The sequence below is a fragment of the Achromobacter sp. genome, assembly GCF_036567245.1.
GTDB lineage: Bacteria > Pseudomonadota > Gammaproteobacteria > Burkholderiales > Burkholderiaceae_B > Achromobacter.
This window is the reverse complement of the sequence record NZ_DATCUY010000242.1, coordinates 1-11695: the sequence shown is the minus strand read 5'-3', so window position 1 is coordinate 11695 and position 11695 is coordinate 1. Positions and strand designations below refer to the sequence as shown.

Here is an 11695-nt window from a genome sequence, read left to right as displayed (position 1 = left end):
GGCACTTGCGGCACCGAGCGGTCGGCCGGGAAGCTTTGCATCACGCCGGAATCGACGGCCGGGCCGCTGGTGCCCTTGTGGCTGACATAAGCCAGGCCGGCGGTGGACGCGAAGAAGACCACGGCGGCCCATTTGGTCGCGCGCGACAGGAAGTTCGCCGCGCCGGTGGCGCCGAACAGGCTGCCGGACGAGCCGCTACCGAAAGCGGACCCCATGTCGGCGCCTTTGCCCTGCTGAAGCAGGACCAGGACGATGATAGCCAGCGCCGAGATCACTTGGACGGCCAGCAGGATTTTGAGCATCAAGGGCATTACAGACTCCGGAACGGAAACTTAGATAGCGGCGATTCGCAAAAATTCTTCGGCCACGAGCGACGCGCCGCCGACCAGGGCCCCGTCGATATCAGTCATGGCGAACAAACTGGCGGCGTTGGCAGCTTTGACGCTGCCGCCGTACAACACTTGCACCTGCGCGGCGCCCAGCGCGCACAGGGCGGCGCGGATCGCGCCATGGACTTCCTGCGCCTGCTCGGGGCTGGCGGTGCGGCCGGTGCCGATGGCCCAGACGGGCTCGTAAGCCAGCACCATGCGCGAAACCGCCTCGGCGCCCAGCGCCAGCACGGGCTTCAACTGGCGTTCGATCACGGCCAGCGTGTTGCCGGCTTCGCGGTCGGCCAGGGACTCGCCCACGCACACCACCGGGGTCAGGCCGGCGGCCAGCGCGGCCTGGGCCTTGGCGGCGACGATTTCGTCGGTCTCGCCGTGCAGGACGCGGCGCTCGGAATGGCCGGCCAGGGCCCAGCGGCAGCCGAATTCCTTCAGCATGGCGCCGGAAACTTCCCCGGTGTAGGCGCCCTTGTCATGGGCGCTGACGTCTTGCGCGCCCCACGACACGCTGCTGCCGGTCAGGGCCGACGCCGCTTGCGCAAGATAGGGAAACGGTACGCAGATGCCGACTTCGCAGTGGCTCGCAGCATCCGCGGCGCGCAACTCGGTCAGCAACGCGGCGTTCTCGGCCAGGTTGCCGTGCATCTTCCAGTTGCCCAGCACGAGGCGGGCGCGGTTTTCGACTGAAGTCATGGCGAGGTATCTGTATCGGTTGGGCTGGGGCGAGCCAGAGGCTGCTTAGCAACCGCCCACAGGTCTGCCTGGAAAAAATTCCAGGCGAAACCCGTGATTGTATCCTGTTGCGGGACGCTACGCCGGGCGTCCCCCCATTTCTTACATGGTCAGGATGATTTTGCCTATGTTTTCACCGCTTTCCATCATGGCATGGGCGCGGGAGGCCTCGGCCAGCGGGAAGGTGGCGTGCACGATGGGCTTGATGGCCCCTTTTTCCAGCAGCGGCCAGGCCTGCTCGCGCAGCGCGCGGGCGATGGCGCCCTTGAAGGCGACCGGACGGGGACGCAAGGTCGAGCCGGTGATGGTCAGGCGGCGGCGCATGACCTGGGCCGTATCGACATTGGCGTGGGCGCCGCCCAGTTGGGCGATGATGACGATGCGGCCGTCATCGGCCAGGCACTGCATGTCGCGGGCGATGTAATCGCCGGCCACCATGTCCAGGATCACGTCCACGCCGCGTCCGCCGGTGGCGTCCAGCACTTCCTTGACGAAATCCTGGGTCTTGTAGTTGATGCCGCGCTCCGCACCCAGCGCTTCGACGGCGCGGGCCCGGTCGTCGCTGCCGACGGTGGCGTAGACCTTGTGTCCCATGGCGCGGGCCAGCTGGATCGCCGTAGTGCCGATGCCGCTTGCGCCGCCGTGCACCAGCAGGGCCTCGCCTTCGGACAGGCGGCCGCGGTCGAACACGTTGCTCCAGACGGTGAAGTAGGTTTCCGGCAGGCCGGCGGCCTCGATGTCGGACAGGCCCTTGGGGATGGGCAGGCATTGCGCCGCGGGCGCGACACAGTATTCGGCGTAGCCGCCGCCCGCCACCAGGGCGCAGACCTTGTCGCCCAGGGCGTAGCCGCTGCCGGCCAGGTCGCCGCCGACGATCTCGCCGGCCACTTCCAGGCCCGGCAGGTCCGAGGCGCCGCGCGGCGGAGCATAGTTGCCCTTGCGCTGAAACACGTCGGGACGATTGACGCCCGCGGCGCTCACTTTGATCAGAACTTCACCAGCGCCGGTTTCCGGCGTGGGGCGTTCCACGGGGACCAGGACCTCGGGGCCACCAGGGCGAGAGATTTCTACGGCGTGCATCGCGTGCCTCCTTTGCAGCAAATAGATTATTATTGCGCCCTTTACGGCGTATCGTGTTTCCGGCCTGGCAGATTGTTTGCCTGATGGCCGCGGAGCAGGACAATAAATAGGCCGTCAAAGCTGTATCCAGTCAGCAGCACAGCAATCCCCGGAAGCGTGGCAGAGTGGTCGATTGCACCGGTCTTGAAAACCGGCAACGGGCAACCGTTCGTGAGTTCGAATCTCACCGCTTCCGCCAGACCTCTCCTGCGTCGTTCAGCCGCGCAGCGCGGCAGAAATCATTCCCTCACGGATTCGCGGGCCATGCCGGCGAGCGCCTTGGACATGCTTTCCACCACCGGGCCGCAATCGCCCGCGTGGTGACGCGATGCCACATATTTCGGGTCGTTGTAGCCCAGCCAAACCTGCCCTCCCGCATCTTGCCAGGCCAAAGCCTTGAGCGGCAGATCGATGCCGGCGGACTGCGCGCATTCCATCAAGGGCGTGCCTCCCTGGGCGTTCCCCAGTAACAGGAGTTCGGTTGGCCGCAGCGTCTTGCCCACAGCCGCCGCTCCTGCCGCGTGATCCAGGCGCAGGAATATGTTGAGCCCCCTGGACTTGGCCGCCGCCTCGAAGCGATCAATGGTTTCCTTGACGCTGACGGGGCTGCGCAAGACGATCAATCCGTCCGCCACACTGGTGGCGCCCGCAGCGCCGGCCACTGATGCGAAGCAGCAGGCGGCAAGTACAGCCTTAACGCGCAAACCAATCATAGCTATCTCCTTTCATGTCATTGCCGGCCAGGAATGACCGGGCGACGGGGTTCACATGGACTTCGGGGTCTTCAGGACAACGTGAAGCAAGTGGTCCAGGGAGGCGCGGCCGGGGCCGATGGCGATCAAGGCAAGCGCCATGGCCGCCCAGGGCAGATGGAAGTTCGCCCAGCCCTGGGGTACGACGAGTTGGATCACCGCCGTCATGGCCAGCAAACCCAGGGCGCCCAACCGCGTGGCAAGGCCCAGCACCAACAGAACGGGCAGAACGATCTCCGCAGTACCGGCAGCGAGCGCAAGCAGGCCCGGGAATGGCAGGCCATACGCCTGTCCGAAGACATGCAGCTTGAATTCCTCTTCAAACAGGAAGTTCGTAGCTGGGGACAGCGACAGGAAGCCATCCCACTTGGTGAGGCCCGACCTGAAGAAGGGTAACGCAAGCGCAAGCCGGAGCAGGAGCGGCGCCGCCGCCCCGGCCGCCTTTTCCGTCCAGCCAAGCGCTCGGCCGAACAGGCATGAAACACGGGGCATCCTAACCATGGCGCCTGCCGCTCCTGCCCGAATCAACGCCGACGAGCGCGCCCATCCGGATCAATGCCTCCAGGTTCTCCCCAAGATCGAAACCCGGATCGGCAGCAAGGGCGATCTGCATGGCCTGCGATAACGTCAGGCCCTGCCCAAGCGCGATCGCGAAGTCGTAGCTCGCGGGCAGCACCTGACGAATATCCACCTCCGCGTCCGGGCGCAGCACCAAGGTGTCCTGGCTTTCCGAAAGATCGACTGGCGCCGGCACGCCGCCAGCGGCATTCATGCGCCAGATAGAGAACGCAGGAAAGCGCGAGCGCACCGTCCGGATGGACGGATGCAAGCTGAATCGCAAGAAAGAAGCCTGGCTGGGTGGCAGGTCCGCGAGCGCACCGGGATCCAGCGAGACTTCGTCGCGTTCGTGGTACGCCTCGGTCGCGGCGCGCTCGATGCGGGCAACATCCGCGAGATACGGCAAGGCGGCGGCGGGCGCGAAGGACTCGATGAAGTCCGGGAATCCGGCGCCGTAACGCAGCAACACCGGCGATGCTGGCGGCCGTGCCTCCACAAACAACCGGGCCATCATTGCGAAGAACTCGTCTCCGACCAGTTTGGCGACGCAGGGGAAGCTCACTCGCAGCGCCTCGGTCAGCCCGACAAGGACATTGTCTCTGTACACGGCGAACCGCCTGGCGCTCGGCGCGCCCCCGGGTCCGAGCAGCCCTGGCGGCACCGGCCGACCGGGATCGAGCAGCGCTGCGGCGAACTCCCGTTGGCGCTCAGCCCAATGTGCCATAGCGTCGCTCCCGCGCATTCGACAAGTGCATCAGCGCCTCGGCCATTACTGCCTCCGCATGCAGCTCTGGCCATGCAGGCACGTTGGCATCCCGCTCGATCAAGGTCGGCACCGGTCCGACGCGCTGGATGACTTGCCGGAACAAGTCCCACACGTGCTGGTCCACGCAGCGGTCATGCGAGTCGATCAGCAAAGCGCGCCCGTCCTCGTCCAACTGGGGAGAGTTGCCGGCCAGATGGAGTTCTTGAACGCAGCTCAGGGGAAAGTCCTCGATATAGCCGCGCGCATCCCATTGCTGATTGACGCAGGCCACGTGGACGTTGTTCACATCCAGCAGCAGGCCGCATCCGGTGCGCCGGGCGATCTCCCGGATGAAGTCCGGCTCCCGCCAAGAGCTTTCCTCGAACCAGAGATACGTCGACGGGTTCTCCAGCAGCATCTGCCGGCCCAGCTCGGTCTGCACCTGGTCGACGTGCTGGCAGATACGGTCGAGCGCGGCGTCGGTATACGGCAGCGGCAACAGGTCGCCGAAGTAACTGGCTCCATGCGCAGACCAGGCCAGGTGTTCGGAAAAAAGGCCGGGCTCGTAGCGCCGGATCAGCGCCTTCAGGCGCTTCAGATGCCGCGGGTCCGGCGGCCTGGCGCCGCCGATGGACAGGCCCACGCCATGCAGCGCCAGGGGATAGCGGTCGCGGATCGCGGTCAGTAGGCGATGTGGGGGGCCGCCGGCCCCCATGTAGTTCTCCGCATGGACCTCGAAAAAACCGATATCCGGGCGAGTCTCGATGATGTTGCGGCAGTGCTCGGCCTTAAGGCCCACGCCAGTGCGCGCAGGAATATCCTGCCCCGCGGCGTAGGCGACATGGCGGTCGTTCATGGCGATCCTCCGTTGAAGCCTGGCGGACCGGGCGAAACGCCGGCCGCCAGGCGTCAGCCTCAGGCGGGCTTGCCTTCCAGGCTGCCCTTGCCGGCAGGCGTGGCGATCGTGGTGCAGGTCCCTTGCGGAACCAGCTTCCACGCATTGCCCTGGTAGTCGGCCGTGCTGGTACCCGCGCAGCTGGTGCCTGCGCCGGCATAGCAATCGTTCTGGCCCTTGAGCGCGACTCCGTAGCACTTTTCGTACTTGCCGGCCTTCATCTTTTCCATGGTCTTGGCCTGGTTCTCCTGCATTTTCCTTTCCATGTCGGCCTTGCTCATCGTGCCCTGCGCAAGCGCGGGCGCAGCGAAAGCGCTCATGGCGGCGGCGAAGGCGGTGGCCACGGCCACCGACAGCATGCGGTTCGATACTGGGTTGGACATTTCGATCTCCTGACAGAGGGAAGCGGCCGGGCCAGCTCCGGAATCGGCTGACAACGACCTGCCTCTACCCCTAAGAGGAGGGAAGCGCGCAAAACGGTTCGCAAAAATAAAAAAAATTACACAAGGCTGCGACCGGAGCCGGCCGGCCGTGCGTGCCGCGGTTACTTCCCGGGCGCGCGTGCCGAGGCCGGCTCGGTGCTCAGCATGTATTCGCGCACCAGCTCGCGGGCGCGGTGCAGCCGGCTCTTGACCGCACCGGGCTGCTCGCCCAAGCGCGCTGCGATCTCGGCGATGGTCAGTTCCTCGAAGTCGCGCAGCAACACGACTTCGAGATAATGGGCCGGCAACGACTCCAGGGCATTGGCGAGGTCTATCCTGAGCTCAGCGTCGGGCCGGTGCAGCAGTTGCTCCTCCGCAGCTTCGTCCGGTAGCGGGTCGGTCTTGAACATGATGCGCGCGAGCTTGCGGCACTCGCGCTTGACGACCATGAACAGCCAGGACGAAAAAGCGGCCGCAGCTTTCAGTCCGCGAACCTTGCGGGAAATGATCAGCAGCGACTCCTGGACTGCGTCATCCACATCGCTGGCCACGCAGTGTTTGTAGGCATAGCGGCGCGCATCGGCCTGGCAGACCGCGAGCAGGCGCGCCAATGCCGCCGCGTCGCCGGACTGCGCGGCGAGGATCAGATTGTTGCGGTCGCTAGCTGGATCGCTCACGTTTTTCTCCTGTGTCTTGCGCGCTGGCAAACTGGACCCGTGCGCCCTCGATCTTGCGGCAAGCTACAGACTACCGTACGAATGCAGCCCCGACAGGAACATGTTCACCCCCAGGAAGGCGAAGCTCGTCACGACCAGGCCAACGAGCGCCCAGTAGGCCGCCACATCTCCCCGCAGCCCCTTGAGCAGCCGCATGTGCAGCCAGGCGGCGTAGTTCAGCCACACGATCAGCGCCCAGGTTTCCTTGGGGTCCCATTGCCAGTACGCACCCCAGGCGTCGGCCGCCCACAGCGCGCCCAGCACGGTGGCCACCGTGAAGAAGGCGAAGCCCAGGGCGATGGCCCGGTACATGATGTCCTCCAGCACATCCAGTGACGGCAGCCTGCGGGCAATGGGACGGCGCAACGCCAGCACCGCGCCGACGAGCACGGCGCCGACGCCAAAGTACAGCGTCCACACCGGCGACAACCGGCGCGAACCGAAGATCATCGGCTCGGCGCATAGGAGCGCCCCCAGCAGGAACACCGGAATCAGGCGCTTGCCCGCGGCGGTCTGGCCGTGCAGCTTGACCAGATAGGCAAAGCCCACCGCGCCCGCCAGCGCGAAGGTGCCGTAACCGACGAAGTTGGCCGGCACGTGCAGCTTCATCCACCAGCTCTGCAGGGCCGGAACCAGCGGCTGAATCTGATGGGCGCCGCGCGTGACCGAGTACCAGGACAGGAACACGACCATCGAGGCGACCACCAGCATCACGAAGCCACCCAGCGCCCGCGTCGCGTAGCGGGCCTCGTAGTAGAGGTAGAACAGCGCCGTGACCAGCGCAAAGAAGACGAACACCTCGTACAGGTTGCTCACCGGAATGTGTCCTACATCTGGTCCCAGCAGATGCCCTTCGCGCCAGCGCACCAGCAGGCCGGTCTGGCCCGCCCATACACCGCCCCAAGTCAGGACCGTGCCCAGCCAGGCAACCGCGGGCCGGGCCAGGCCCGCCCAATAGCAAACCGTGCCCAGCACGAACAGGCAGCTCATCCAGAGGATGGCGGACTGCGAAGACAGCAGGTACTTGAGCAGGAAGACACTCTCGGCACGCGCCAGCTCGCCCTGGAGCAGCCCTGCCCCGCCCGCGTACAGCCACACCGCCAGCAGCGCGCTGGCGCCGCTGGCCAGGACCAGAAGCCGCAGGGGACGCCACAACCATCCCAGCCAGACCAGTGCGGGCACCGCGCCGACCAGCATCGCCTTCTCGTAACCGTTGATGAACTGCCCGAAATTCGCCAGCGCATAGACGCAACCGGCGAGACAGACAGCCAGGAACCCGGCATCCGCCCGATTCAAGCTTCGACCGGGGCGGTCTCCGCCTTGCGGAGTATCCGGCACGGACCGGTGTGAAGTCAGCGGGACGGACCCGCCGGCGGTAAGCGGCATCGAAGTATCTCCAGGCATGGCGGTCCACCGGCAAACGGGCTGCGGGACGGACGAATAAAAATTGTCATAGGACAAAATAATTTTAAGGATAGGCGGGCCGAAACGCATAGCGACGTCGCCGGCTCATGCCTTGCGCCGCCGTCCCTACCGAAAACGCAGGAACCGTGCTAGACGCCGCCGCAGCGCGCTTCCTCGCGGGGCAAGCGGACTTCTGCCCACCCGTGACGGGCCTCCTGCATCTGCCTGCAGGCCGCATGCAGTCGCGCCATGGCCTGGGCGATTTCGCCGGTTTCCAGGCCGGCGTAGCCGAACAGCAGATGCCTGGGTTCCGCGCCGTCGGCCGCGCTGGCGGCGGCCTGGGCCAGCGGATACAGCCTCACGCCCTGCGCTAGCGCGGCCGCGGCGACCACATCGGCGCCAGGGCTGTCTGCGGGCAATTCGAAGGCCAAGTGCATCCCTGAATTCTGACCGCTCACCCGGCCCCGCCCGGCCCAGATTTCGCGAATGCCGCGCAGCAGCTCGTCGCGCTGCGCCTGATAGCGCCTGCGCAAGGTTTGCAGGTGGCGCGCGAAACAGTTCTCGTCGAAGTAGCGGGCCAGCACGGCCTGCGTCAACCACGGACTGCCGTTATTCAGTAGCGCCTTGCGCTCGACGAAATCGTCGACCAGCGCGGGCGGACAAACCATGTATCCCAGCCTCAGCCCCGGTCCCAACGTCTTGGAGAAGGTGCCCAGGTAGACGACCTGCCGCGGGCTCATGGCGGCCAGGGGCATGGGCAGCACGGATTCATAGCAAAAGTCGCCGTCGTAGTCGTCTTCGATGATCAACGCGCCGCTGCGGCCAGCCCATTCGAGCAATTGCCGCCGCCTGGGCAGGGACATGGCGTGGCCCAGGGGATATTGGTGCGACGGCGTCACATAGGCCAGCCTGGCCGGTCCTTCCGGCAGCAGATCGGCGCGCAGTCCCTGCTCGTCGACAGGAACGGGCGCCTCCTGCGCGCCATGCCGCCGCACCAGATTCCTGAAGCCCGCGTAACAGGGCGACTCGAACACTGCCCTGCCATGGCGGTCCAGGAAATGCGAAGCGATCAGGCTCAGGGCTTCCTGGCTGCCGGCCGTGATCAGCACCTGTTCCGGCTCGACCTTCAACGCCTTGGCCGCCGACAGGTAATCGGCAATCTGGACGCGCAAGCCCCACAGGCCGGCCGGCGGCGCGTACTCGGCCATGGCGCAGCCCGCATGCCGCAGCAGCTGGTTCGACAGCGAGATGAACTGGCGCAGGGGAAAAGCGTGGACGGAAGGACGGCCGACCTTGAAGTCATAGCGCAAGGGCATGGATGGAGACTGGCCGCAGACGCCGCTGGATTGCGCCTGGCTCACGGCATCAGCGTAGACCTGCGGACGATCCTGGACAAAATCCAGGCAACTCGGATTGATGACCAGGCTGCTGTTCAGCGTCACGAAATAGCCCCGGCTGGGCTTGCTCTCTATCAGACAGGAGTCGATCAGCAGCTCATACGCGCCCAGCACGGTGTTCTTCGATACCTGCAGCAGCGATGCCATGCGGTTGATCGCCGGCAGCCTGTCCCCTTCCTGTAATCGTCCGGCGCGTATCAGCGCTTCGATCTGGTCGGAGATCTGCTGCTTGTAGGGTTTTGCGTCCAGGCGGGATAGGGTAAGCGGTAGTGAAAACATGGCTGGCAACCACAGGAAAAAGATGGCGCCGGCCTTTCGAAGCGGCGCGGGCCGGCCGCGCTCCGTTTGTTATCACGGTAGTCCTCTTACTATCGGTTCGTTTTGTCCTATGTCAAAAATCCAATTGGACCGTAACCATCGCACGCTCCGAAGCCGTGCCTTATCGGCCCGGCTCCGCGATGACACAGTGCAGGGGCCGGAGTTTCGGCAAGAACCATTCGGGAGAGATCGACATGCACACCAAGCTATTGAGCGCGGCCCTGCTATTCGTCTCGGCCGGCGCCGCCTGGAGTGCGCCGACCGAGGAATACCTCAAGGCGAATCAGCTGTTCCAGCAGAATTGCGCCGTCTGTCATGGCGCCGACCGCGGCGGCTACATCGCGCCCGGCCTGACCAGCGACCGCCTGGTCCAGAGCGAGGCGGCGCTGCGCGGCACCATCATGACCGGCATTCCCGACACCCTGATGCCGCCCTTCGTGGGCCGCTTGTCCGACGAGGAAATCCGCGCGCTCGCCCGCCTCATCAAGACCCAGGGCGCAGACGATCCGAAGTGGGGACTGGACCAGATCCGCGCCAGCGTGCAGGTAGTGGTCGACGAAGCCACCCTGCCCGCCAAGCCGACCTACGCCATCGATACGGTGTACGACCTGATGGTGGTCATGGCGCGCGGGCGCTACGGGCGGGGCGACGCGGGCAACAATGCGCGCACCGTGTTCCTGGACGGCAAGACCAACAAGGTGGTCGGCGAGATCGCCACGCCGGTGGCGCCGCACATCATGGACTTCAGCCCCGTGGCGGAACGCTGGGCCTGGCTCAAGAGCGACGATGGCATGGTCTACAAGATCGACCTGTACTCGCTGCAGATCGTGCGTAAGGCCAAGGTCGGCCTGACCGGCCCCGGCATCGCCCTGTCCAATGACGGCAAATGGCTGGCCATCAGCTCGTTCGTACCCAAGAGCGTCGCCATCCTGAAGGCGGATACGCTGGAACCGGTCAAGTACATGGACCTCGAAGGCGAGGATCCAGACGGCAAGTTCGTCAAGTCGGCCGGCGGCCCGGTGATCGGCAGCCGCATCAACAACAAGTTCGCGCTGACGCTGCGCCAGGCCGGCCAGATCTGGATCATCGACCCCGACAAGCCCGATATGCCGGTGACCAAGCTGACCAAGGTCGGCCGCATGCTGCACGACACCTTTCTGACCCCCGATGGCCGCTACTCCATGGTGGCGTCCTATGACGACAACAAGATCGTCGCCATCGATTTCAAGGACGACAAGGTGGTGCGCGACATTCCCGCAGGCTGCCAGCCTCACGTCGGCTCGGGCGCGGTGACAGAGGTCAATGGCCGCTTCCTGGCGTTCGGCACCAATATCGGCACCTGCGACAAGGGTTCCGTGGTCACCGTCTGGGACACCAAGGACTTCTCGGTGGTCAAGCAGATCCCGGTGGCAGGCGCCACCGAATCGCCCGCGGCCCATCCGAACGCGCCCTATGTGGCGGTGGACATCGTCGACAAGGACAAGCGCGCGGCCTGGATCCAGCTGATCGACAAGAACACGCTGGAAGTGGCCAAGACGCTGGACGTGGGCGGACATGCCTTCTTCCCGGACTACAACCGCACCGGGAACTACCTCTATGTCAGCTCGGGCTACTGGGGCGACCGCATCAAGATCTACGACAGCAAGACGCTGGAGCTGGTGGCGGAACACAAGATGGAAAGCCCCTCGGGCATCTTCTCCCGCGCGCGCACCCGCTGGCTGACCATCGGCCTGTCCGAAACGCGCAAATTCTGAGATTAGGAACACAGACATGAAACCGCTATTCCGCATACTCGCGGCGCTGCTGCTGTCCCAGGCCGCTGCGCACGCGCTGGCCGCCGGCGGGCAGCCTGCCCTGGTCGCCGGCGCCAACCCCGCCGAGACGCTCTCGCCCCACGTCTCCGCCATGCTGCCGCTGTGCGCGTCCTGCCATGGTGCGGACGGGGTCAGCGCCGTCGGCCTGTACCCCAATCTTGCCGGGCAGAAAGTCGAGTACCTGGTGAAGCAGCTCAATGCCTTCAAGACGCGGGAACGCAACGACCCCGTCATGAGCTCCATGGCCGAGCCCTTAAGTCCCGAGGCCATCCAGGAGCTGGCCCGGTATTTCTCCAGCCGCCAGTAAGGGAGGAGCCCCATGGACGCGCCATCCGCGATGCTCTTCCCGGTGTTTTTCAACCTGGCTGGACGGCGAGTGGTCGTAGCGGGCGGTGGGGCCGTGGCCGAACGCAAGATCCGGCTGCTGCTCGGGGCGG

The 11695-nt window shown here is 65.5% G+C and carries 14 protein-coding genes and 1 tRNA gene; 4 read left to right on the top strand and 11 right to left on the bottom strand.

The genetic code is table 11. The annotated features are described in order from the left end of the window. The 3 genes from secG to VIR09_RS10835 form a co-directional block, all read right to left on the bottom strand. Positions 1-311: preprotein translocase subunit SecG (secG, locus tag VIR09_RS10845; protein ID WP_332012874.1), on the bottom strand; the 311-nt coding region annotated here is incomplete at its 3' end. Between the two features lie 21 nt (positions 312-332). Further along, complete coding sequence (gene tpiA, locus VIR09_RS10840) at positions 333-1079, bottom strand: triose-phosphate isomerase (RefSeq protein ID WP_332012873.1); 747 nt, start codon at positions 1077-1079, stop codon at positions 333-335. A 141-nt stretch (positions 1080-1220) separates the two neighbouring features. Beyond that, positions 1221-2198 carry an NAD(P)H-quinone oxidoreductase gene (locus VIR09_RS10835; RefSeq protein ID WP_332012872.1) on the bottom strand — a complete coding sequence of 326 codons (978 nt, stop codon included), beginning with the start codon at positions 2196-2198 and terminating at the stop codon, positions 1221-1223. Between the two features lie 150 nt (positions 2199-2348). Between VIR09_RS10835 and VIR09_RS10830 the strand changes: the two genes are divergently transcribed. Further along, positions 2349-2436: transfer RNA gene (locus tag VIR09_RS10830), tRNA-Ser, on the top strand. A gap of 40 nt (positions 2437-2476) precedes the next feature. Here VIR09_RS10830 and VIR09_RS10825 read toward each other — a convergent pair. The 8 genes from VIR09_RS10825 to VIR09_RS10790 form a co-directional block, all read right to left on the bottom strand. Further along, positions 2477-2950, bottom strand: a complete 474-nt coding sequence (locus tag VIR09_RS10825) for a DUF302 domain-containing protein (protein WP_332012871.1) — start codon at positions 2948-2950, stop codon at positions 2477-2479. Between the two features lie 51 nt (positions 2951-3001). After that, entirely contained in the window at positions 3002-3481 is a 480-nt protein-coding gene (locus tag VIR09_RS10820) for a DoxX family protein (RefSeq protein WP_332012870.1), read from the bottom strand. Between the two features lies 1 nt (position 3482). Beyond that, on the bottom strand, positions 3483-4271 hold the full coding sequence (locus VIR09_RS10815; RefSeq protein ID WP_332012869.1) for a DNA-binding domain-containing protein: 789 nt from the start codon (positions 4269-4271) through the stop codon (positions 3483-3485). Continuing rightward, positions 4255-5148 (bottom strand): DUF692 domain-containing protein, encoded by an 894-nt coding sequence (locus VIR09_RS10810; RefSeq protein WP_332012868.1) that lies wholly within the window; start codon positions 5146-5148, stop codon positions 4255-4257. Before VIR09_RS10810 ends, VIR09_RS10815 begins: the two co-directional genes overlap by 17 nt. Before the next feature lie 59 nt (positions 5149-5207). Then, the gene (locus VIR09_RS10805; RefSeq protein ID WP_332012867.1) at positions 5208-5570 is read right to left on the bottom strand and encodes a DUF2282 domain-containing protein; all 363 of its coding nucleotides are present in this window, start codon (positions 5568-5570) and stop codon (positions 5208-5210) included. 161 nt (positions 5571-5731) lie between these two features. After that, the gene (locus VIR09_RS10800) at positions 5732-6286 is read right to left on the bottom strand and encodes a sigma-70 family RNA polymerase sigma factor (protein ID WP_332012866.1); all 555 of its coding nucleotides are present in this window, start codon (positions 6284-6286) and stop codon (positions 5732-5734) included. 63 nt (positions 6287-6349) lie between these two features. Then, a complete protein-coding gene (gene ccsB, locus VIR09_RS10795) occupies positions 6350-7711 on the bottom strand; it encodes a c-type cytochrome biogenesis protein CcsB (protein ID WP_414639416.1) in 1362 nt (453 codons plus the stop codon). A 167-nt stretch (positions 7712-7878) separates the two neighbouring features. Next, entirely contained in the window at positions 7879-9405 is a 1527-nt protein-coding gene (locus VIR09_RS10790) for a PLP-dependent aminotransferase family protein (RefSeq protein ID WP_332012864.1), read from the bottom strand. 233 nt (positions 9406-9638) lie between these two features. Between VIR09_RS10790 and VIR09_RS10785 the strand changes: the two genes are divergently transcribed. The 3 genes from VIR09_RS10785 to VIR09_RS10775 all read left to right on the top strand — a co-directional run. Beyond that, entirely contained in the window at positions 9639-11198 is a 1560-nt protein-coding gene (locus tag VIR09_RS10785; RefSeq protein WP_332012863.1) for a cytochrome D1 domain-containing protein, read from the top strand. A gap of 16 nt (positions 11199-11214) precedes the next feature. After that, a complete protein-coding gene (locus tag VIR09_RS10780) occupies positions 11215-11565 on the top strand; it encodes a c-type cytochrome (RefSeq protein ID WP_332012862.1) in 351 nt (116 codons plus the stop codon). Positions 11566-11577: 12 nt separating this feature from the next. After that, positions 11578-11695 (top strand): NAD(P)-dependent oxidoreductase (locus VIR09_RS10775; protein WP_414639417.1); only part of this gene is annotated, 118 nt, incomplete at its 3' end.

What these genes read in the sequence shown, in the direction of transcription:
- VIR09_RS10815 (WP_332012869.1), bottom strand. Translation starts at nt 4,271, where the DNA reads ATGGCACATTGGGCTGAGCGCCAACGGGAGTTCGCCGCAGCGCTGCTC.
- VIR09_RS10810 (WP_332012868.1), bottom strand. Translation starts at nt 5,148, where the DNA reads ATGAACGACCGCCATGTCGCCTACGCCGCGGGGCAGGATATTCCTGCG.
- VIR09_RS10780 (WP_332012862.1), top strand. Translation starts at nt 11,215, where the DNA reads ATGAAACCGCTATTCCGCATACTCGCGGCGCTGCTGCTGTCCCAGGCC.
- VIR09_RS10820 (WP_332012870.1), bottom strand. Translation starts at nt 3,481, where the DNA reads ATGCCCCGTGTTTCATGCCTGTTCGGCCGAGCGCTTGGCTGGACGGAA.
- VIR09_RS10825 (WP_332012871.1), bottom strand. Translation starts at nt 2,950, where the DNA reads ATGATTGGTTTGCGCGTTAAGGCTGTACTTGCCGCCTGCTGCTTCGCA.
- VIR09_RS10835 (WP_332012872.1), bottom strand. Translation starts at nt 2,198, where the DNA reads ATGCACGCCGTAGAAATCTCTCGCCCTGGTGGCCCCGAGGTCCTGGTC.
- tpiA (WP_332012873.1), bottom strand. Translation starts at nt 1,079, where the DNA reads ATGACTTCAGTCGAAAACCGCGCCCGCCTCGTGCTGGGCAACTGGAAG.
- ccsB (WP_414639416.1), bottom strand. Translation starts at nt 7,711, where the DNA reads ATGCCGCTTACCGCCGGCGGGTCCGTCCCGCTGACTTCACACCGGTCC.
- VIR09_RS10785 (WP_332012863.1), top strand. Translation starts at nt 9,639, where the DNA reads ATGCACACCAAGCTATTGAGCGCGGCCCTGCTATTCGTCTCGGCCGGC.
- VIR09_RS10805 (WP_332012867.1), bottom strand. Translation starts at nt 5,570, where the DNA reads ATGTCCAACCCAGTATCGAACCGCATGCTGTCGGTGGCCGTGGCCACC.
- VIR09_RS10790 (WP_332012864.1), bottom strand. Translation starts at nt 9,405, where the DNA reads ATGTTTTCACTACCGCTTACCCTATCCCGCCTGGACGCAAAACCCTAC.